Origin of the sequence: Variovorax defluvii (genome assembly GCF_039541515.1) — a bacterium.
GTDB lineage: Bacteria > Pseudomonadota > Gammaproteobacteria > Burkholderiales > Burkholderiaceae_C > Variovorax > Variovorax defluvii.
The window spans coordinates 64596-83724 of the sequence record NZ_BAABGJ010000011.1; the positions used below are offsets into that span (position 1 = coordinate 64596).

Genomic DNA, 19129 nt, shown 5'->3' on the forward strand with positions numbered 1-19129 from the left:
TGGGCGGCGTCGCGGCTCTACTTGCGGTGCGACAAAGCGTTGGAAACCAGCCGCGACGTGATGTCCACGATCTGGATCATCCGGTCGTAGTGCATCCGCGTCGGCCCGATGACGCCGAGCGTGCCGACCACTTCGCCGTCCACCTCGTAGTTCGCACTCACGATGGAAAGGTCCTCGAAAGGCACGACCTGGCTCTCACCACCGATGAAGATGCGCACGCCCTCCGCCTGGCTCGAGACGTCGAGCAGACGCAGCAACTGGGCCTTTTGCTCGAACAGGTCGAAGGCGCGGCGCAGGTGACTCATGTCGCTGGAAAAGTCGGTGACGGACAGCAAGTTGCGCTCGCCTGCGATCACGACTTCGTCCTGCGCCTCGGTCATGACCTCGGAGCTGACCTGCACGGCCGCCTGCATGAGCGCCGCGATCTCGCCCCGCAACTGCTCGATCTCGGACTGCAGGCGGTCTCGTACCTGCTCGATCGACAGGCCCGCGAAGTGCGAGTTGATGTAGTTCGAGGCTTCCACCAGTTGCGACTGCGAATAGTCGACCTCGGGAAAGATGACGCGGTTCTGCACGTCCCCGTCGGGTGACACGATGATCACCAGCAAACGGCGCTCCGACAGCCGCAGAAACTCGATCTGCCGGAACACCGATGCGCGGCGGGGCGCCATCACGACACCGACGAACTGGGAAAGGTTGGACAACAGCGTGGCCGCGTTGGCGATCACCTTCTGAGGCTGGTCCGGCGCGATACTGGGCGCGGTGAAGTCCTCACGCTGCGCCGTCAGCATGGTGTCGACGAACAACCGGTAGCCACGCGCTGTCGGCACCCTGCCGGCGGACGTATGTGGACTGGCGATCAGTCCGAGCGCTTCGAGGTCGGACATGACGTTGCGAATGGTCGCGGGTGACAGCTCCAGACCCGAGGCCCGGGACAGCGTCCTGGAGCCTACGGGTTGCCCCTCGGCAATGTAGCGCTCGACCAGAGTCTTGAGCAGCAACTTGGCGCGTTCGTCCAGCATTGAAAGATTTTAGTGTTGTAATTTACGAATGACATCTAGCTTCCGGCGCGTGGCATTGATCGGCAAGTACCAGCCCGCGGGCGGGCGAGCGCAGGCCGGTGCGCAGGATGAGACCATGGAGGAAATCGGCGCCTTCCTGGAATCGCAGGGCTGCGAGGTCGTCGTCGAGCAGGCGCCGGACAGCCAGCCCCCGCAGACCCGCCGCGCGGCCCTGACCGTCGAGGAGATCGGCCGCCAGTGCGACCTGGGCCTGGTGGTCGGCGGCGACGGCACCATGCTCGGCATCGGGCGCCAGTTGGCCTGCTACGGGCTGCCCCTGATCGGCATCAACCGCGGGCGGCTCGGCTTCATCACCGACATCTCGCTGAATGACTACCGCACGGTCCTGACCCCCATGCTGGCGGGCGAGTACGAGGAAGACCACCGCAGCCTGATGCAGGCCAAGGTGATGCGCGACGGCGCACCGGTTTTCCACGCTCTCGCCATGAACGACGTGGTCGTCAACCGCGGCGCCACTTCGGGCATGGTGGAACTGCGGGTGACGGTGGGTCACCATTTCGTGGCCAATCATCGTGCCGACGGCATCATCGTGGCCTCCCCCACCGGTTCCACCGCCTATGCGCTCTCCGCCGGCGGGCCTCTGATGCATCCAGCGGTGCCAGGATGGGTGATGGTGCCGATCGCACCCCATTCGCTGTCGAACCGGCCGATCCTCATGCCCGATGCGGACGAGGTGTCGATCGAGCTGGTGAGCGGTCGCGATGCCAGCGCCAATTTCGACATGCAATCCCTGGCTTCGCTGGCCATCGGCGACCAGGTCGTGGTCCGCCGCTCCGACTATCGCGTGCGCTTCCTGCACCCCCGTGGCTGGAGCTATTTCGACACGCTGCGCAAGAAGCTGCACTGGAACGAAGGAGGTTCCTGATCCATGAGCCGCATGGCCGTTTCGAAAACGGATACCGCAATCGCAGGCCAAGGTATTCCAACGAGCCCGAAGGCTCGACCTGCTCACCATTCGCCACGGACTTGCCACGCCGAGTTCCCGGCGCACCCGGGCGGGTATTGAGATGGCACTTCGTCGCATCGCCTTGCGCGATTTCGTCATCGTGCGCGCGCTCGAACTCGACCTGGCCTCGGGCTTCACCGTCCTCACTGGAGAGACCGGCGCCGGGAAGTCGATCCTGATCGACGCCCTGCAACTCGCCCTGGGCAATCGCGCAGACGCCGGGGCCGTGCGCGAAGGCGCCGACCGCCTGGACGTCAGCGCCGAATTCGACGCCGACCCGTCCCTGGCGGCCTGGCTGGACGAGGGAGGCTTCGAGCCCGGCGAGGCCCTGCTGCTGCGCCGGACTGTCGATCTTCAGGGTCGCAGTCGGGGCTGGATCAACGGCAGCCCCGCCACCGCCGCGCAGTTGCGCGAACTCGGCGACCGCTTGCTGGACATTCACGGCCAGCACGCATGGCAGAGCCTGACGCGGCCCGAAGCGGTGCGCGGGCTTCTAAACGCCTACGCCGGTGCCGACGAGAGCGCGCTCGGCTCGGTCTGGCAGCGCTGGCGCCAGGCCATCGCCGCCCTGGAGAAAGCCCGTTCGGCACAGGATTCGCTCCAGCGCGAGCGCGAGCGCCTGCAATGGCAGGTGGGCGAGGTGGAAAAGCTCGCGCCCGGCGAGGACGAATGGGAGGAGCTGTCGGCCATCCATACGCGCATCTCGAACGCACAGGCACTCATCGACGCAGCCCAAGGTGCCTCCAGCGCGCTGGAGGACGAGGAACATGGCGCCCTCGCCGCACTCGGCCGTGCCCTCGCGCTGCTGCAGGATTGCGAGCACATCGAGCCGGCCTTCAAGGATCTGGGCGAGGTGCTGGCGTCGAGCATCGCCCAGGCCTCCGATGCGGCGCATTCGCTGCACGGCTACCTGCGCGAGGCCGACACCGATCCGCAGCGGCTCGCCGAATTGAACGAGCGGATGGGGCTCTGGCTGTCGCTGGCGCGCCGATACAAACGACAGCCGGACGAGCTGCCGGCGCTGCTGGCCGGCTGGCGGGCCGAGCTGAACACGCTGGATGCCCAAAGCGACCTGGGGGCGCTGGAGGCCGCCGAACAGGCGGCCCGGCAGGCGTTCCTGAAGGAAGCACGGGCCCTGAGCAAGTCGCGCGCGCAGGCCGCCCCACGACTGGCCCAAGCCATCACGCAGGCCATGCAGGGGCTGGGAATGCAAGGCGGGCGTTTCGAGGTCACGCTGGAAGCGCTGGCAGAACCTGCCCGGCACGGACTCGAGGAAGTCGCATTCCTGGTTGCCGGCCACCCGGGCAGTACGCCGCGACCGATCGGCAAGGTGGCCTCCGGCGGAGAACTGTCCCGCATCGCACTCGCGATCGCCGTCACCACCAGCCGGCTCGGCACGGCGCAGACACTGATCTTCGATGAGGTCGACGCGGGTGTCGGCGGGGCCGTGGCCGAAACCGTCGGCCGGCTGATGAAGCAGTTGGGCCGCGATCGGCAGGTGCTGGCCGTGACCCATCTGCCGCAGGTGGCGGCCTGTGCGGACCACCATCTGCTGGTCGCCAAACACCAGACGAGCAGCAAGGACCGCGACGGCGTCCGCACAGAGAGCAAGGTCTCGACGCTCGACGAAGACACCCGAACCCGCGAGATCGCCCGCATGCTGGGTGGGGAACGCGTCTCCCAGACCTCGCTGGCGCATGCCCGCGAGATGCTGGGGAAGAAGACGCCGGAGGTTTCGGCATGAGCGCAGCGCGGAGGTGACTGAAATGAGCTTGGAACTGCTCCTGATCACCGGCATGTCCGGCTCCGGCAAGTCCGTGGCCCTGCATGCCCTCGAGGACGCAGGGTATTACTGCGTCGACAACCTGCCGCCCGAGCTGCTCATCCCCTTCATCGCGCTCCAGCGCGAGCGAGAGGCCGAGCGCGTGGCCATCGCGATGGACGTGCGTAGCGGCGTCTCGCTGCCGCTGGTGCCTCAGCAACTGGAGCGGCTGCGCGGCGAAGGCGTGTCCCTGCGTTCCCTTTTTCTGGATGCGACCACCGACGCGCTGGTGCGCCGCTACTCGGAAACACGACGCCGCCACCCGCTGTCGCGCCATGACGGCGGTGTCGATGCGCCGGAGCAGCAGCGCGTGCTGGTACAGGCCATCGAACTCGAACGCGAGCTGCTCGCGGAGCTGCGCGATGGCGCCGACGTGATCGACACCAGTCTCATCCGGCCGGCGCAGCTGCAGAGCTACATCAAGGCGCTGATCGCGGCACCTGAAAGCGCGCTCACGCTGGTGTTCGAGTCCTTTGCCTTCAAGCGCGGCGTGCCGCTGGATGCCGACTACGTATTCGACGTGCGCATGCTCCCCAATCCGCACTATGTGCCCACGCTGCGCGCCCTCAACGGCCGGGATGCGCCGGTGATCGAGTGGCTGCGAGAACACGACGATGTCGCCCGCATGTACGGCGACATCGAGCAATTCCTCCAGCGCTGGCTCGACGCTCTGGTCCGTGATCACCGCAGCTACGTGACGGTGGCAATCGGCTGCACCGGGGGCCAGCACCGATCGGTGTTCCTGGTGGAGCAACTTGCGCGCGGCTTTGGGGGGCGCTGGTCCGCGCTCAAGCGGCACCGGGAACTGGACGCGATGAGCTAATCCTGCGATTGCAGGAGCTTGCGCACCGGGGCCGGCAAGCCGAGCGCGGCCCACTCGCCGGCCTCGAACCAGTGGCCGGCCTCGGTCGGGGCATGCGTGTCCGGGCAGTGGACCGATACCGGGTGAAGGTGCAGGTCCTTGTGCGTCAATACGTGAACGAAGGCCGGGCCGTCGTGGGCCGTTCGGCGCGCGTCCAACGACAGGCGGTCCAGCAATGCGCCCCGGCTTTCGTCAACGGGCAGGCAGTACAGCCCGGCCCAAATGCCGCGCGAGGGTCGCTTTTCCAGCCACACGCGACCCTGCGAGTCATGCGCCTTCAGCATCCACAGCGATTGGGCGGTGCGCCGCAGCTTGCGCGTCTTGACCGGGAAACGCTCGGGTTCGCCGGCCCGCCGCGCCGCGCAAAGTTCGCTTGCCGGGCAGATCATGCAGCTCGGCTTGCGCGGAAGGCAGACGGTGGCGCCCAGATCCATCAGGCCCTGTGTATAGCCGGCAATGTCGCCGTGCTGCGCTGCCGGGGGCAGCAGCGCCGTCGCCAAAGCCCACAAGCTCTTTTCCTGCGCGGCAGTCGCAAGGTCGCCATCGAAGGCCAGCACGCGCGTGAGCACACGCTTGACGTTGCCGTCGAGGATCGCGACCCGCTCGCCGAAACAGAAAGCGGCGATGGCGGCTGCGGTCGAGCGGCCGATGCCCGGCAGCGTCTGCAACTCGGCAGCGGTGCGCGGAAAGACACCCCCGAAGCGCGCGACCACCTCTTGCGCGCAGCGGTGCATGTTCCGGGCGCGGCTGTAGTAGCCCAGGCCGCTCCAGAGACCGAACACCTCGTCTTCCGTGCCCGCGGCCAACGCCGCCACGGTGGGAAAGTGCTCGAGAAAGCGCGAAAAGTAGCCCAGCACCGTCGAGACCTGGGTCTGCTGGAGCATGACCTCGGAGAGCCAGACACGATAGGGGTCCCGCGTGTTTTGCCACGGCAGCTCGCTGCGGCCGTGGCTGCGCTGCCAGGTCACGACGCGCGCGGCAAAGTCGGGCGGCAGTCGCTGCGCCGCCGGTCCCGGCGCCTCAGGCCGCACTGAGTTCGCCGCGCGCCGAGGCCGCGTTCGGCGCCTCGTTGCTGGTGAGCAGCGCGGTGAACTCGCGCAAGCGCACGTGCAGCTCGGCGAGTCCGCTTTCCTGGGCGGCGAGTTCCGCGAGGCGTTCGTCGAGGTTGCCGGCGGCGTTCTGGATGCGCTCGACCGCCTCGATGCGCTTGGTGAAGTTGCGGCGCCGCTCCTTGAGCTGCGCGTCGAGCTGGGCGCCCGCGCTCTTGCTCCAGCGCTCCACCTCGGTCATCGCGGCTTCGTTGACCACGCGCAGCCGGCTGGCCAGTGCACGCACCAGCTTGTCGCAGAAATCCGGCTGGGCGAGCTTCAGCATGTTGCCGATCCCGAGGTAGTGGAGATGGCTGCGTTCGATCTGGCTGAGTTGCTCCTGGAAGCCCGCCAGATCCGGTTCGGCGGGCGCTTGCAGCGCAAACCCGTGCTCGGCATTGAGCTGGCGGAAAGTCGCATGCAGCATCGACTGGATCTCGGCCGTAGTCGCCTGCACTTCGCGCAGGTTGTTGCGCAGCGCATCGAAGGTCGCACCATAGGCCTTGCGCACATTGAACTTGATACCGGGCCGCTTGAGCGCTGCCGACAGGCGCCCCATGTCGGCCTTCAATGCGGTGCTGCCCAGGACCGCATAGACCTCCCGCAGCAGCTTGCCCTGGACCGAGCGCAGCGCCAGGATGCGCGTGTTGCTGCCTTCGAACTCGCTCTGCTCCTGCTCGATGCGCGTGCGCATGTGGCGGATGACCGACACGTTCTTGCCTCGCAAGCCCTGCAGCTCGAGCGCTTGCTCCGACAGATCGCGCTGGCGCACCTTGAGAATGCGCGCCGCCTCCGACTGCAGGGCCGCGATGCCGGCATCCACGGCGAGTCGCAACATGCGTTCGCGCCGGCCCAGCAACCCTTCGCCCAACACCGCCTCGAGCGCTGGCAGGCGGCTGGCCTGCAGCAAGGGCACGTCGCGCCGGATCTTGGCCTGCAAGCCCTTCTGCGCGGAGACCGGCAGCACCTGCGTCAAGGGCACGCCCAGGAGCTCAGCTGCGCCTTTGCGTTGGCGCTGGATCTGGGCGTCGATCTGGGCTGGGGTGCTCAGCGTGTCCCACATGGTGTCGATCTTGTTGAGCACCACGATGCGCGTCTCGCCCGGGTCGCCCTCGGTGATCAGATGCTCGCGCCAGATGGCCAGGTCCGACCGAGTCACGCCGGTGTCGGCGCCCAGGATGAACACGACGGCGTGGGCCTGGGGAATCAGGCTCACGGTCAGTTCGGGCTCGGCGCCGATCGCGTTGAGGCCGGGGGTGTCGAGAATCACCAGCCCCTGTTCGAGCAGCGGATGCGGCATATTGAGCAACGCATGGCGCCAGCGCGGGATTTCGACCTGACCGTCGGCATCGGGCACCGGGTTGTCCTCGGGGGTCTCGTCGCTCCAGAAGCCGAGGGCGCGCGCCTCATCCAGGGAAACGCGCCGGACCTCGGCCACCTTGTTCATCGTCTGCGAGAGCTGCTCGGCGTCTTCGACGTCGATGGCGATTTCGGTCCAGCGCTCGGACTGATCGCGCCAGTGCGCGAGCGAGTGCGGCTCCAACCGGGTCTCGATCGGCAGCAGGCGCAGGCAGGGCTGGAAGGACGGGTCATAACCCAGTTCGGTCGGGCACATGGTCGTGCGGCCTGCGCTGGCCGGCATGATGCGGCGGCCGTAGGCGGCGAAGAAGATCGCGTTGATCAGCTCGGACTTGCCGCGCGAGAACTCGGCCACGAAGGCCACCATGACCTTGCTGGTGCGCATTTGCGACTCCAGCTCACGCAGCCGCTCGGCGACGCTCTGGTCCATGAGCTCGTTCTCGTCCAGCCACCGCGATAGCCACTTCAGGCGGTGCGCGAAATTGCGTCGCCAGGCGCCGTGCTGGTCGAACTGCTGATTGAAAGAGCGAGTCAAGTGCGTGTAAGGGTTGCTTACAAAATATTAGCACCGGATGGTGCTGCTGACTTCGTAGTCTGACGGGCTTTCAGTACTTTTGGCACTTGGGGCAGAAATATGTGGAGCGCTGCCCCTGCCGGATCTGCCGAACCGGGGTGGCGCACACCCTGCAGGGTTGGCCGGCACGGCCGTAGACGCTGGCTTCCAGCTGGAAATAGCCGCTTTGTCCGTCCACGTTGGCAAAGTCGCGCAGCGTGCTGCCGCCGCGCTCGACAGCACGTGCCAGGATTTCCCGCACCGCGGCATGCAGCCGCACCGCGCGCGGGCGGCTGATCCGCGAGGCTGGCAGGCTGGGCCGGATGCCCGCGATGAACAATGCCTCCGACGCATAAATGTTGCCGACCCCGACGACCAGGTCGCCTGCCAGCAGGACCTGCTTGATCGAGGCGTTGCGGCGCCGCAATCCCTCGTGAAAGCGATCGACGTCGAAGGTCGCCTCCAGGGGCTCCATGCCAAGGCCACCCAACAACTTGGCAGCCAGCGGCGCGTTCTCGTCATGCGCGTAGACCACCGCGCCGAAACGCCGCGGGTCGTTGAGTCGCAACGTGCCTCGGCTGGTCACCAGGTCGAAATGGTCGTGCGTTCCGGGCGCCGGCAGTCCGAGGTCGAAACGCAGGCTGCCCGACATGCCCAGGTGCATCAGCAGCAAGCCGACGTCCAGGTCCACCAGAAGGTACTTGCCGCGCCTGCGTACATCTCGCACTGTACGACCGACCAGTTCGGCAGGCTCGACGGCCAAGGCCCATCGCAGCGGCTTGCCCAGCCGCACCGCTTCGATGCGCGCGCCGGTGATACGCCAGGCAAAGCCCAGCCGTGTCACTTCAACTTCGGGTAGTTCAGGCATGGAGGAACGCTGACACGAAAACAAGACGGGGTCGAAGACCCGCACGGCCATGGCTCGAAAGCCATGGATTATTATGGTTCGATGACCCCCTCGCCCCGCCGATCCCGCCTCGCGGCGGCCGCGCTCCTGGCCTTGATCACCCTGGGCGCGCAGGCGCAGCCCTCGCTGCCCGCGCCTGCCGAACCGACCAGTCCCGCCCCCCTCATCGAACCGGCAGCCCCGCCTGCAGCCACCGTCGCAGCCGCCGCTCCGCGCGAGGAGCCGGTCCGGCCTTCGGCCATGACCGCCGAGCTGTTCTACGAAGTCCTGATGGGCGAGCTGACAGCACGTTCCGGCGATCCCGGTTCGGGTTACGCGTTGGTGCTGGATGCCGCGCGGCGTTCGCGCGACGCCAGGCTGTTCCAGCGCTCCGTCGAGATCGCGCTTCAGGCGCGTTCCGGCGACGCCGCACTCGCCGCGGCGCGCGCCTGGAAAGAAGCCCTGCCGGATTCGCGCGATGCGCGACGCTTTGAACTCCAGATCCTGGTCGCGCTGAATCGCATCGGCGAAACCGTCGAGCCACTCAAGGCCGAACTGGCCGCGACGCCCCCGGGGGAACGCTCCTTCCTGATGGCCCTCATCGCGCGCAACTATGCCCGGGCGACCAACAAGAAGCTCGCGGTGTCGGTGGTCGAGCAGGCACTGGCCGAGGAACTCAAGAACCCTGCGACCGGGGGTGCGGCCTGGAGCGCGATCGGCCGGCTCCGGCTGGCCGCAGGCGATGCCCCGGGCGCACTCGAGGCGGCGCGCAAGGGCCACGAAATGGACCCCTCTGCCGACGCACCGGTGCTGCTGGCCCTGGAGCTGATCGATCCCGACCGGCCCGACGCAGAGGCGCTGGTCAAGCGCTACCTGGCCGGGCCCAAGGCTCTTCCCGAGCTTCGCATCGCTTACGCGCGCGTGCTCGTGGAAGGACGGCGCTACGCCGATGCCAGCGCAGAACTCGCGGCACTCACCAAGGCACGCCCGGAGTTGCCCGAGCCCTGGCTGCTGCTGGGCAGCCTGCAGACCCAGGCGCGCCAGGACGCCGCTGCCGAAAGCTCGCTCAAGCGCTATATCGCGATGGCCGACGCGCCCGGCAACAACCCCGAAGCGCGCAGCCGGGGGCAGACGCAAGCATTCCTGCTGCTCTCGCAACTGGCCGAGCGGCGCAAGGACTTCGTCGGCGCCGAGCACTGGCTTTCCCGCATCGACAGCACCGACGACCTGGTGGCGGCGCAGACGCGTCGCGCGTCCCTTCTCGCGCGGCAAGGAAAGCTCCCGCAGGCCCGCGAACTGGTGCGGGCACTGCCGGAGCGCAATGAAGAGGACAAGAAGCAGAAATTCATGGCCGAGGTCCAGTTGCTGCGCGACGCCAAGCAGTACCAGGCCGCCTACGACATGCTGGCGCAGGCCAGCACGGCCAAGCCCGAGGACACGGACCTGATCTACGACAAGGCGATGGTGGCCGAGAAGCTGAACCGCCTCGACGAAATGGAGCGTCTGCTGCGCCGCCTGATCGAGCTCAAGCCCGACGACCAGAACGCCTACAACGCTCTGGGTTACTCGCTGGCCGATCGCAAGATTCGCCTGGAAGAGGCGCGCACGCTGATCAAGAAGGCCGTGCAGCTCGCGCCGGAGGATCCGTTCATCGCCGACAGCCTCGGCTGGGTGGAATTCCGCCTCGGCAACACCGACGAGGCCATGCGCATCCTCGAAGCTGCCTACAAGCGCCGGCCCGACCCCGAGATCGGGGCGCACCTGGGCGAGGTGCTGTGGGTCAAGGGTCAGCGAGATCGTGCGCTGTCGATCTGGAAGGAAGCCTACCTGGCCGACTCGGACAACGAGACGTTGCAGGAGACGCTCAAGCGTCTGCGCGTGAAGCTTTGAAGCGCCGCCTCTTCTTCGGCACCGGTCCGGCCGGGCTTTTGTTCCTGGCCGGCTGTGCGAGCCCCGGTGGCCGGTCTCGCGACGAAGCGTCGGGACAGGCATGGAGCGGGCGGCTCGCGCTGCGCATCGACAGCGAGCCGGCGCAGACCTTCTCGGCCTTGTTTGAACTGCGCGGCAATCCGGTATCGGGCGAACTCCTCCTGACCAGCCCGATCGGCAACACGCTGGCGCAGTTGCACTGGGCACCGGGTGAAGCCCTGCTGAGGAACGGCAGCGAAACACGCCGCTTCGATTCGGTCGACGCGCTGATCGAGGCGGCCACCGGTGCCGTCATACCCGTCGGTGCGCTGTTCGACTGGCTGGCCGGCCGCGATGCGGGCGTGCCCGGCTGGCGGCCCGACCTCTCGCAGATCGGCACCGGCCGGCTGCAGGCTACGCGCGAGTCGCCCCGGCCGCGCGCGGACCTGCGCATCGTGTTCGAGCGCGCATGAAGGCCTTGTACGATCTTCCGGCACCCGCCAAGCTCAACCTGTTTCTGCACATCACGGGCCGGCGCGCGGATGGTTATCACCTGCTGCAGTCGGTGTTCATGCTGATCGACTGGTGCGATACCCTTCACGTCGAAGCACGCAGCGACGGCCTCCTCAGCCGCGAGGACCTCACGACCGCGTTGCCGCCCGAGGACCTCGTGCTGCGCGCGGCCCGGGCCCTCCAGGCCGCAGCAGGCACGCCGCTGGGCGCGCACATCGGCATCGTGAAGCGGGTGCCCGCGCAGGCCGGCATGGGCGGCGGCTCATCGGATGCCGCCACATGCCTGCTGGCGCTCAATCGTCTGTGGGGGCTCGATCTTCCGCTGTCCAAACTGGAGGAGATCGGCTTGGATCTGGGCGCCGACGTCCCCTTCTTCCTGCGCGGCCGCAATGCCTGGGTCGAAGGCATCGGCGAAAGGCTCACGCCTATCGACCTGCCCGGCGGACGCTTCGCTGTCGTCAAGCCGCCGGAAGGGCTGGATACCGGCCTCATTTTTTCGGCACCGGACCTCCACCGAGCCACGCCACCTGCTATACTCTCTGGCTTTGCTGCACACGTTGCTTGCAACGAGGGCAAGACCCAAAGTCTTGACTTCGGTCGCAATGATCTGCAGCCGGTTGCCGAGAGGCTCTGTCCCGCGGTCACCGAAGCCATCCGATGGCTCGGCGATCAAGGACTCAATGCTCGGATGACCGGCTCGGGAAGTTCGGTATTCGCGGCCATGCCGTCGAACATGGAACTGGACCCGGCGCCTTCGGGCTGGCAGGTTCGCAAGTGCAGCAATCTGGACTCCCATCCCCTCGTGGGCTGGGCGACCTAGAATCAGGCCACTCTGTGGTTTGATGCGACATATATCGGTGGGTGGCTTCTGGCTGCCAACCTGTGTAGGGGAGTCGCCAAGCTGGTTAAGGCACTGGATTTTGATTCCAGCATGCAAAGGTTCGAATCCTTTCTCCCCTGCCAAATCTTCATCATTCACGAGAGTATTGGCGGCCCCTGACGGGCCATTTGCTTTTTTGCCGGGACGCTCATGCAGGCTCACCATCCTGACTTCATGGTTTTCACCGGCAATGCCAATCCGGGCCTTGCCGCCGAGATCGCGCAGCACCTCGGTACCTCGCTGGGAGCAGCCCGCGTCGGCCGTTTTTCCGATGGTGAAGTCACCGTCGAGATCAACCAGAACGTCCGGGCACGCGACGTGTTCGTGGTTCAGTCCACCTGCGCGCCGACCAACGAAAACCTGATGGAACTGCTCATCATGGTCGACGCGCTCAAGCGCGCCTCGGCCGAGCGCATCAGTGCGGTGATCCCCTATTTCGGCTATGCCCGCCAGGACCGCCGCCCGCGCTCGAGCCGCGTGCCGATCTCGGCCAAGGTGGTGGCCAACCTGCTCGAAACAGTCGGCGTCGCGCGTGTCCTGACCATGGACCTGCACGCCGACCAGATCCAGGGCTTCTTCGACATTCCCGTCGACAACATCTACGCCTCGCCGGTGCTTCTGGGCGACCTGCGCCAGAAGAACTACGAAGACCTGATCGTGGTATCGCCCGACGTGGGCGGCGTGGTGCGCGCCCGCGCGCTGGCCAAGCAGCTCAACTGCGACCTCGCCATCATCGACAAGCGCCGTCCGCGCGCCAACGTGAGCGAGGTCATGCACGTGATCGGCGAGATCGACGGCCGCAACTGCGTGATCATGGACGACATGATCGACACCGCCGGCACGCTGGTCAAAGCGGCGGAGGTGCTGAAGGAGCGCGGGGCCAAGAAGGTCTACGCCTATTGCACGCACCCCATCTTCTCGGGCCCCGCCATCGAGCGCATCGCCAAGGGCACGGCGCTGGACGAAGTGGTCGTGACCAACACGATCCCGCTCAACGACGGCGCGACGGGCTGCACCAAGATCCGCCAACTCTCGGTGGCGCCGCTGATCGCCGAAACGATCCAGCGCATCGCCAAGGGCGATTCGGTGATGAGTTTGTTCTCGGACCAGGAAAACCTGTTCTGAGCAAAAAGCCGGGCACCTTTCGCGGTGCCCTTTTCGAAACCGGAGTCGCACTGGTCGCGGTCGACTTCCCAAGGAGTGAGTCATGAAATTCGTCGCTTACGAGCGCGCCAAGCAGGGCACGGGTGCGAGCCGCCGTCTCCGCATCTCGGGCAAGACGCCCGGTATCGTCTACGGGGGTGAAGGCCAGCCCCAGCTGATCGAACTCGATCACAACGCGCTGTGGCATGCGCTGAAGAAGGAAGCCTTCCACTCCTCCATCCTCGAGATGGAACTGGGCGGCAACGTCAGCAAGGTGCTCCTGCGCGACGTGCAGTACCACCCCTTCCGTCCGCTCGTGCAGCACGTGGACTTCCAGCGCGTCGATGCCCGCACCCGCATGACCGTCAAGGTGCCGCTGCACTACAAGGGCGAGGAAGAGTCCCCGGCCGTCAAGCTGGACCACAACCTGGTGAACCACGTGATGACCGAAATCGAAGTCAGTTGCCTGCCGGCCGACCTCCCCGAGTTCATCGAGGTCGACCTCTCTGGCCTGACAAACAACGCCACCCTGCACGTGAGCGACATCAAGCTGCCCAAGGGCCTGAAGTACATCAGCCACGGCAAGGGCAATCCGGTGGCGGTGTCGGCCGTGCCGCCGCTGGTCGCGGAAGAAGCCGCACCTGCAGAAGGCGCCGGCGAAGCTGCTCCGGCCGCCGCGAAGGATGCCAAGGCGCCCGCCAAGAAGAAGTAATCGTTCTTGCGATTCCCGCAAACGGCCCGCCCTCGGCGGGCCGTTTTTCATTGGCGAATCGCCCCACCGATAATCCGCCCATGATCAAGTTGTTCGTCGGCCTCGGAAATCCCGGCCCGGAATATGAGGCCACGCGGCACAACGCCGGCTTCTGGTGGATCGACGCGCTCGCGCGCGAACGCAAGCTCGTGCTGCAGCCGGAGCGCAGCTACCACGGCCTGGCGGCGCGCATGCAGGTGGGCGGGCAGCCGGTCTGGCTGCTCGAACCACAGACCTACATGAACCTGTCGGGCAAATCGGTGGCCGCACTGGCCCGCTTCTTCAAGATCGAGCCGCACGAGATCCTGGTGGTGCACGACGAGCTCGACGTCGTCCCCGGGCAGGCCAAGCTCAAGCGTGGCGGCAGCCATGCCGGCCACAACGGGCTGCGCGACATTCACGCCCAGTTGGGCACTGCGGACTACTGGCGGCTGCGCCTGGGCATCGGCCATCCGGGCGTCAAGTCCGAGGTGGTGAGCTGGGTGCTGAAGAAGCCACTGAAAGAACAGCGCGAGGCGATCGAGGACGCGATCGCCCGCACGCTGCACGCCTTCCCGGCGCTGGTAGCCGGCGAGATGGACAAGGCCACGCTGCTCATCCACACGAGCAAGCCGCCGCGTCCCAAGCCGCCGCGGCGCGAGCCGGGCGAAGGCGGTCCGCCCGCTCCGGTCTGAGCGGCAACCACGAAAGGGAGAGACGCAAGAATGACGAACTGGACCAATGCCCTCCTCACGCCGGCCATCGCGGCGTGCCTGCTGACGGCACCTGCGATCGCCGCCGGCACCACGGCCTGGCGCTGCGGCAACAGCTACTCCGATCGGCCCTGCGAAGGCGGCAAGCCCCTCGCCGTCGACGATGCCCGCGATGCCGCACAGCAGCGCGACGCCAACCGAGCAACGCACGAAGCCCAGGCGGCCGGCAAGCGCATGGAACGCGATCGCCTGGTGCAGGAAAAGGCGGCGCTGGCCACCCGCCCCACGCTGATCGACAGCCGCCGCTCGGCGAGCACAACACAGAAGACGGAGACCGTCGCCGATGGTGCCAGCAGGAAGAAGAAGGGCAAGAAAGAGCCCGACTACTTCAGCGCGCGCGACCCCGCGGCCACGGCGAAGAAGAAGACAGAGAAGGCGGCGAAAAAGTCCGACAAGGCGACCGCGCGCAGCGGCGCGTCAGGCTAGGCCTGAGCGCCCGCGGGCGGCGTGTTGTCGGCCGCCGCCCTGGCCGCCGACAGGCGCTCGAACTTCTGCCACAGGGTCTCGCGCGACTCCACGTGCTGAGGGTTGGTAGGGATGCAGGCTACCGGACAGATCTGCACGCACTGCGGCTCGTCGAAGTGGCCCACGCATTCGGTGCACTTGTGCGGGTCGATCTCGTAGATCTCCTCGCCCATGTAGATCGCGTCGTTCGGGCACTCCGGCTCGCAGACATCGCAGTTGATGCATTCGTCGGTGATCATGAGGGCCATGGGCTCGATTATCGGCCTTCCCCTCGCCGCCACGCCCCGCAGAAGGCCGAAACCCCCACCGCCGTGGCGCCTGCCGGGGTGGCCGGGCCGCAACTTCGCGAGCAGCCAGGCACGCCCATTGCGTCTACAGGTTATGCTGCGGCCCGCCCCATGAGTCTGTTCCTGTTCAAACGCGTCCTTACGCTGATTGCCACGTTGATCGCCACTTCGGTGATCGTGTTCCTGGTCCTGGAGATCCTGCCGGGCAATGCCGCGCAGATGTTGATGGGCGCCGACGCCTCGCCCGAAGCGGTGGCCGCGCTGGCCACCAAGCTGGGGCTGGATCAGCCCGCCTGGACCCGCTATTGGCACTGGGTGGCCGGCATGCTGCACGGCGACCTGGGCAACAGCTACGCCTATGGCTCGCCGGTGCTCGAGTTGATCCTGGAGCGCCTCGCCCTCACCGTCCCGCTGGCCCTGATGGCCATGGCCTTCACGACCGTGCTCGCGCTGATCGTGGGCGTGACGGCGGCGGCCAACCACAACAAGCTGGGTGACGTCGGCCTCATGGGCCTGACGCAGGTGGGCATCGCCATTCCCAATTTCTGGTTCGCGATCCTGCTGATCCTGGTCTTCTCGGTCACGCTGCAGTGGTTCTCCGCCGGCGGCTTCGACGGCTGGAGCGAAGGCGTCGGCGCCGGCCTGAAGGCCCTGCTGCTGCCGGCCCTGTCGCTGGCGGCAGTGCAGGCCGCGATCCTGGCGCGCATCACCCGCTCCGCCGTGCTGGAAGTGATGCGAGAGGACTTCGTGCGCACCGCCCGCGCCAAGGGCGTGTCCCAGAACGCGGTGCTCTGGGGCCACGTGCTGCGCAACGCCATGATCCCGGTCGTCACGGTGATGGGGCTCCAGTTCTCGGAGCTGCTGGCTGGCACCATCGTCGTGGAGCGGGTGTTCTATCTGCCGGGCCTGGGCAAGCTGATCTTCGACTCGATCGCCAACCGCGACCTGATCGTGGTGCGCAACTGCGTGATGCTGCTCGCCGCGATGGTCGTCATCGTGAACTTCGTGGTCGACGTGTTGTACGCGGCGATCGATCCGCGCCTCAAGGCCTCCGACATATGAGCAGCACATTGCCGACCACCGACGCCGCGCCGCCCCCCGGCGCAGCGGCGCCGGCCCCACCCGGCTTCTGGCGGCGCGCGCTGCAGCACCGCAGCTTCGTCATCGGCGCGGCGCTCACGGTCCTGCTGCTGCTGGCCGCAGGGGTGTCGTACGTGTGGACGCCCTGGTCTCCTTACGAGATGGACATCGCCAACAAGCTGCAGGGTCCGAACGAGCGCCACTGGCTCGGCACGGACGTGTTCGGGCGAGACGTCGCCTCGCAACTGCTGGTCGGTGCACGCGCCTCCATCCTCGTGGGCATCATCGCTGTCGGCATCGGCCTCATCGCGGGCACGGCGCTGGGCCTGCTGGCCTCGGCACGGCGCGGCTGGGTCGAGGAAGGCATCATGCGCCTGACCGACTTCTCGCTCGCCTTCCCGGCGATCCTGTCCGCCATCATGCTCACGGCGGTGTTCGGCCCCGGCATCGTCAACGCGATCATCGCCATCGGCATCTACAACATCCCGACCTTCGCCCGCATCGCGCGCGCATCGGCCAACGCAGTGTGGTCGCGCGAATACGTCGCGGCGGCGCGGGCGGCCGGCAAAGGCCAACTCGCCATCACACTGCAGCACGTGCTGCCCAACATCTCGGCGATCCTGATCGTGCAGAGCACCATCCGCTTCGCGATCGCCATCCTGGCCGAGGCGGCCCTGTCCTTTCTCGGGCTGGGGACGCAGCCACCGCAGCCGTCCTGGGGCCGCATGCTGGCCGAGGCGCAGACCATGATGTGGCAGGCGCCGCTGCTGGCGGTGTTCCCCGGCATGGCGATCGTGCTGGCCGTGCTGGGGCTGAATTTGCTCGGCGACGGGCTGCGCGACCTGCTCGATCCTCGCCTGGCCCGCAAACGTTGACACCCTCACCTGCCACCATGCCCCTGCTCGAAGTCCAGGACCTTCGCATCCGTTTGCAGACGCAGCGCGGCCCGGCCGATGCGGTGCGTGGCGTCGGTTTCTCGCTCGAGCGCGGTCAGACTCTGGGCCTGGTGGGCGAATCGGGGTGCGGCAAGTCGATCACGGTGCAGGCGCTGATGGGGCTGCTGCCGTCCGCCGCGCACGTCACGGGCAGCATCCGCTTCGAAGGGCAGGAACTGGTCGGCCTGCCGGAGAAGCGCTACCGCCAACTGCGCGGAGACCGCATGGGCATGATCTTCCAGGAGCCCATGACGGCCTTGAACCCGGTCCACACCATCGGCCGACAGGTGGCCGAGCCCCTGCGCCTGCACCGCGGCCTGTCGGCACGCGAGGCGCGTTCCGAAGCCCTGGCGCTGCTCGAACGCGTCGGCATTCCGGATGCCGCCAAGCGCCTCGATGCCTACCCGCACCAGTTCTCCGGCGGCCAGCGACAGCGCATCGTGATCGCCATGGCGCTGGCCTGCGGCCCCGACCTGCTGATCGCCGACGAGCCCACGACCGCGCTGGACGTGACGATCCAGAAGCAGATCCTGGAGCTGATCCAGGGCCTGGTGCAGGAGCGCGGGATGGCCCTGATCCTGATCTCGCACGACCTGGGCGTGATCGCGCAGAACGTCTCACGCATGCTCGTGATGTACGGCGGGACCATCGTCGAGTCGGGCCCCACCGCCGAGGTCTTCGCGCGCCGCGAGCATCCCTACACGCAGGGCCTGTTCGCGGCCCGGCCGGCGCTGGGCGCACCGCGCGGCGGGCGCCTGGCCACCATCCGCGGCAGCGTGCCCGAGCTGGTCGACCTGCCGCCGGGCTGCCCCTTCGCCGGACGCTGCGCCTACACCGCCGACGCCTGCTTCGCCACCCCGCCGCCCCTGACATCGGTGGGCCACGAGCACGGCGTGCGTTGCATCCGCCTCGACGCAGTGCGCGCCGGCGACGCCTCCCTCCAGGTGGCGGAGGTCGCGGCATGACCGGCGCACCCTTGCTGCAGGTGGAGAACCTGGTGCGGCACTACCCGTTGCCGCGCGAGCGCCTGCTGGCGCCGCCGCCGACGGTGCAGGCGCTCAACGGCGTCAGCTTCTCGGTCGAACCGGGCCGCAGCCTGGGCATCGTCGGCGAATCGGGCTCGGGCAAGTCCACCATTGCCCGGCTGGTGATGGCGCTGGACCGGCCCACCGCCGGCCGCGTGCTGCTGGACGGGCGCGACCTGCACCGGCTGTCTGCCGATGCGCTGAAGGCCGCCCGGCGCGACTTCCAGATGGTCTTCCAGGACCCCTACGGTTCGCTCGACCCGCGCATGACCGTCGCCCGCATCGTGGCCGAGCCGCTGGCCGCCCTGGCGCAGGCCACACGCGCCGAGCAGCGCGAGCGCGCCGCGGAAGCCTTGTCCGCCGTCGGCCTGCGCAGCAGCGACCTGGACAAATACCCGCACGAGTTCTCCGGCGGGCAGCGCCAGCGCATCGCCATCGCGCGCGCGCTCATCACGCGCCCCCGGCTGATCGTGGCCGACGAACCGGTGAGCGCGCTCGATGTCTCGGTGCAGGCCCAGGTGCTCAACCTGATGCAGGACCTGCAGCAGCAGTACGGCATCAGCTACCTCCTCATCAGCCACGACCTGGCCGTGGTCAACCACCTGTGCGACGAGGTGTGCGTGCTGCACCGCGGCGTGGTGGTGGAGCGCGGCGCGCCCTCGCGCCTGTTCGCCCATGCCGAGCACCCCTACACCCAGGCGCTGCTCGCTGCCGTGCCGCGCGCGGAGCCGCGGGCCGTTCAATTGCTATAACGTCGCGCATACGCTTTTTTTCATCCCGGAGTCTGACGCC

19 protein-coding genes and 1 tRNA gene are annotated in these 19129 nt (G+C 67.5%); 15 read left to right on the forward strand and 5 right to left on the reverse strand.

Annotation, left to right across the window (positions count from 1 at the left end; translation table 11 throughout):
- Positions 1-17: 17 nt before the first annotated feature.
- Entirely contained in the window at positions 18-1022 is a 1005-nt protein-coding gene (gene hrcA / locus ABEA07_RS07245) for a heat-inducible transcriptional repressor HrcA (protein ID WP_345536851.1), read from the reverse strand.
- A 28-nt stretch (positions 1023-1050) separates the two neighbouring features.
- On the opposite strand from hrcA, the gene ABEA07_RS07250 reads away from it, so the two are divergent.
- The 3 genes from ABEA07_RS07250 (at position 1051) to rapZ (ending at position 4673) form a co-directional block, all read left to right on the forward strand.
- Positions 1051-1947: an NAD kinase gene (locus ABEA07_RS07250; RefSeq protein WP_345536853.1), complete on the forward strand. Its 897-nt coding sequence runs from the start codon at positions 1051-1053 to the stop codon at positions 1945-1947.
- 142 nt (positions 1948-2089) lie between these two features.
- Positions 2090-3772, forward strand: coding sequence for a DNA repair protein RecN (gene recN, locus ABEA07_RS07255; protein ID WP_345536854.1), 1683 nt, complete (start codon positions 2090-2092; stop codon positions 3770-3772).
- A 22-nt stretch (positions 3773-3794) separates the two neighbouring features.
- Positions 3795-4673 carry an RNase adapter RapZ gene (rapZ, locus tag ABEA07_RS07260; RefSeq protein WP_345536855.1) on the forward strand — a complete coding sequence of 293 codons (879 nt, stop codon included), beginning with the start codon at positions 3795-3797 and terminating at the stop codon, positions 4671-4673.
- Here rapZ and mutY read toward each other — a convergent pair.
- From mutY to mutM, 3 genes are all read right to left on the reverse strand, one after another.
- The gene (mutY, locus tag ABEA07_RS07265) at positions 4670-5743 is read right to left on the reverse strand and encodes an A/G-specific adenine glycosylase (protein ID WP_425584083.1); all 1074 of its coding nucleotides are present in this window, start codon (positions 5741-5743) and stop codon (positions 4670-4672) included. The two genes, rapZ and mutY, sit on opposite strands and share 4 nt — an antisense overlap.
- On the reverse strand, positions 5733-7694 hold the full coding sequence (locus tag ABEA07_RS07270; RefSeq protein ID WP_345536856.1) for a dynamin family protein: 1962 nt from the start codon (positions 7692-7694) through the stop codon (positions 5733-5735). The genes mutY and ABEA07_RS07270 overlap by 11 nt, the downstream gene beginning before the upstream one ends.
- Before the next feature lie 70 nt (positions 7695-7764).
- Positions 7765-8580 carry a bifunctional DNA-formamidopyrimidine glycosylase/DNA-(apurinic or apyrimidinic site) lyase gene (mutM, locus tag ABEA07_RS07275; protein WP_345536948.1) on the reverse strand — a complete coding sequence of 272 codons (816 nt, stop codon included), beginning with the start codon at positions 8578-8580 and terminating at the stop codon, positions 7765-7767.
- A gap of 81 nt (positions 8581-8661) precedes the next feature.
- Here mutM and ABEA07_RS07280 point away from each other — a divergent pair, with 81 nt between their 5' ends.
- From ABEA07_RS07280 to ABEA07_RS07315, 8 genes are all read left to right on the forward strand, one after another.
- A complete protein-coding gene (locus ABEA07_RS07280; RefSeq protein WP_345536857.1) occupies positions 8662-10488 on the forward strand; it encodes a tetratricopeptide repeat protein in 1827 nt (608 codons plus the stop codon).
- Positions 10485-10979: a lipoprotein insertase outer membrane protein LolB gene (locus ABEA07_RS07285; protein WP_345536858.1), complete on the forward strand. Its 495-nt coding sequence runs from the start codon at positions 10485-10487 to the stop codon at positions 10977-10979. Before ABEA07_RS07280 ends, ABEA07_RS07285 begins: the two co-directional genes overlap by 4 nt.
- Positions 10976-11839: a 4-(cytidine 5'-diphospho)-2-C-methyl-D-erythritol kinase gene (gene ispE, locus ABEA07_RS07290; protein WP_345536859.1), complete on the forward strand. Its 864-nt coding sequence runs from the start codon at positions 10976-10978 to the stop codon at positions 11837-11839. The genes ABEA07_RS07285 and ispE overlap by 4 nt, the downstream gene beginning before the upstream one ends.
- Before the next feature lie 66 nt (positions 11840-11905).
- Positions 11906-11982, forward strand: a tRNA-Gln gene (locus tag ABEA07_RS07295).
- 67 nt (positions 11983-12049) lie between these two features.
- A complete protein-coding gene (locus ABEA07_RS07300; RefSeq protein ID WP_345536860.1) occupies positions 12050-13024 on the forward strand; it encodes a ribose-phosphate pyrophosphokinase in 975 nt (324 codons plus the stop codon).
- Positions 13025-13106: 82 nt separating this feature from the next.
- The gene (locus ABEA07_RS07305; protein WP_345536861.1) at positions 13107-13754 is read left to right on the forward strand and encodes a 50S ribosomal protein L25/general stress protein Ctc; all 648 of its coding nucleotides are present in this window, start codon (positions 13107-13109) and stop codon (positions 13752-13754) included.
- An 80-nt stretch (positions 13755-13834) separates the two neighbouring features.
- Positions 13835-14467 (forward strand): aminoacyl-tRNA hydrolase, encoded by a 633-nt coding sequence (pth, locus tag ABEA07_RS07310; RefSeq protein WP_345536862.1) that lies wholly within the window; start codon positions 13835-13837, stop codon positions 14465-14467.
- Positions 14468-14497: 30 nt separating this feature from the next.
- Positions 14498-14971 (forward strand): hypothetical protein, encoded by a 474-nt coding sequence (locus tag ABEA07_RS07315; protein WP_345536863.1) that lies wholly within the window; start codon positions 14498-14500, stop codon positions 14969-14971.
- Here ABEA07_RS07315 and ABEA07_RS07320 read toward each other — a convergent pair.
- Positions 14968-15258: a YfhL family 4Fe-4S dicluster ferredoxin gene (locus tag ABEA07_RS07320; RefSeq protein WP_345536865.1), complete on the reverse strand. Its 291-nt coding sequence runs from the start codon at positions 15256-15258 to the stop codon at positions 14968-14970. The genes ABEA07_RS07315 and ABEA07_RS07320 overlap by 4 nt on opposite strands.
- A 150-nt stretch (positions 15259-15408) precedes the next feature.
- Here ABEA07_RS07320 and ABEA07_RS07325 point away from each other — a divergent pair, with 150 nt between their 5' ends.
- The 4 genes from ABEA07_RS07325 to ABEA07_RS07340 are packed head-to-tail and all read left to right on the forward strand — an operon-like array spanning position 15409 to position 19089.
- Positions 15409-16359, forward strand: a complete 951-nt coding sequence (locus ABEA07_RS07325) for an ABC transporter permease (RefSeq protein ID WP_345536867.1) — start codon at positions 15409-15411, stop codon at positions 16357-16359.
- Positions 16356-17252 (forward strand): ABC transporter permease, encoded by an 897-nt coding sequence (locus tag ABEA07_RS07330; protein ID WP_345536868.1) that lies wholly within the window; start codon positions 16356-16358, stop codon positions 17250-17252. The genes ABEA07_RS07325 and ABEA07_RS07330 overlap by 4 nt, the downstream gene beginning before the upstream one ends.
- Before the next feature lie 17 nt (positions 17253-17269).
- On the forward strand, positions 17270-18277 hold the full coding sequence (locus ABEA07_RS07335) for an ABC transporter ATP-binding protein (protein ID WP_345536869.1): 1008 nt from the start codon (positions 17270-17272) through the stop codon (positions 18275-18277).
- Complete coding sequence (locus ABEA07_RS07340; RefSeq protein WP_345536870.1) at positions 18274-19089, forward strand: ATP-binding cassette domain-containing protein; 816 nt, start codon at positions 18274-18276, stop codon at positions 19087-19089. The genes ABEA07_RS07335 and ABEA07_RS07340 overlap by 4 nt, the downstream gene beginning before the upstream one ends.
- Positions 19090-19129: the final 40 nt, after the last annotated feature.

Bases quoted from the DNA above. Each gene is read 5' to 3' on its own strand.
- hrcA (WP_345536851.1), bottom strand. From the start codon at position 1,022: ATGCTGGACGAACGCGCCAAGTTGCTGCTCAAGACTCTGGTCGAGCGC.
- ABEA07_RS07250 (WP_345536853.1), top strand. From the start codon at position 1,051: ATGACATCTAGCTTCCGGCGCGTGGCATTGATCGGCAAGTACCAGCCC.
- recN (WP_345536854.1), top strand. From the start codon at position 2,090: ATGGCACTTCGTCGCATCGCCTTGCGCGATTTCGTCATCGTGCGCGCG.
- rapZ (WP_345536855.1), top strand. From the start codon at position 3,795: ATGAGCTTGGAACTGCTCCTGATCACCGGCATGTCCGGCTCCGGCAAG.
- mutM (WP_345536948.1), bottom strand. From the start codon at position 8,580: ATGCCTGAACTACCCGAAGTTGAAGTGACACGGCTGGGCTTTGCCTGG.
- ABEA07_RS07280 (WP_345536857.1), top strand. From the start codon at position 8,662: ATGACCCCCTCGCCCCGCCGATCCCGCCTCGCGGCGGCCGCGCTCCTG.
- ispE (WP_345536859.1), top strand. From the start codon at position 10,976: ATGAAGGCCTTGTACGATCTTCCGGCACCCGCCAAGCTCAACCTGTTT.
- ABEA07_RS07300 (WP_345536860.1), top strand. From the start codon at position 12,050: ATGCAGGCTCACCATCCTGACTTCATGGTTTTCACCGGCAATGCCAAT.
- ABEA07_RS07305 (WP_345536861.1), top strand. From the start codon at position 13,107: ATGAAATTCGTCGCTTACGAGCGCGCCAAGCAGGGCACGGGTGCGAGC.
- pth (WP_345536862.1), top strand. From the start codon at position 13,835: ATGATCAAGTTGTTCGTCGGCCTCGGAAATCCCGGCCCGGAATATGAG.
- ABEA07_RS07315 (WP_345536863.1), top strand. From the start codon at position 14,498: ATGACGAACTGGACCAATGCCCTCCTCACGCCGGCCATCGCGGCGTGC.
- ABEA07_RS07320 (WP_345536865.1), bottom strand. From the start codon at position 15,258: ATGGCCCTCATGATCACCGACGAATGCATCAACTGCGATGTCTGCGAG.
- ABEA07_RS07325 (WP_345536867.1), top strand. From the start codon at position 15,409: ATGAGTCTGTTCCTGTTCAAACGCGTCCTTACGCTGATTGCCACGTTG.
- ABEA07_RS07330 (WP_345536868.1), top strand. From the start codon at position 16,356: ATGAGCAGCACATTGCCGACCACCGACGCCGCGCCGCCCCCCGGCGCA.
- ABEA07_RS07335 (WP_345536869.1), top strand. From the start codon at position 17,270: ATGCCCCTGCTCGAAGTCCAGGACCTTCGCATCCGTTTGCAGACGCAG.
- ABEA07_RS07340 (WP_345536870.1), top strand. From the start codon at position 18,274: ATGACCGGCGCACCCTTGCTGCAGGTGGAGAACCTGGTGCGGCACTAC.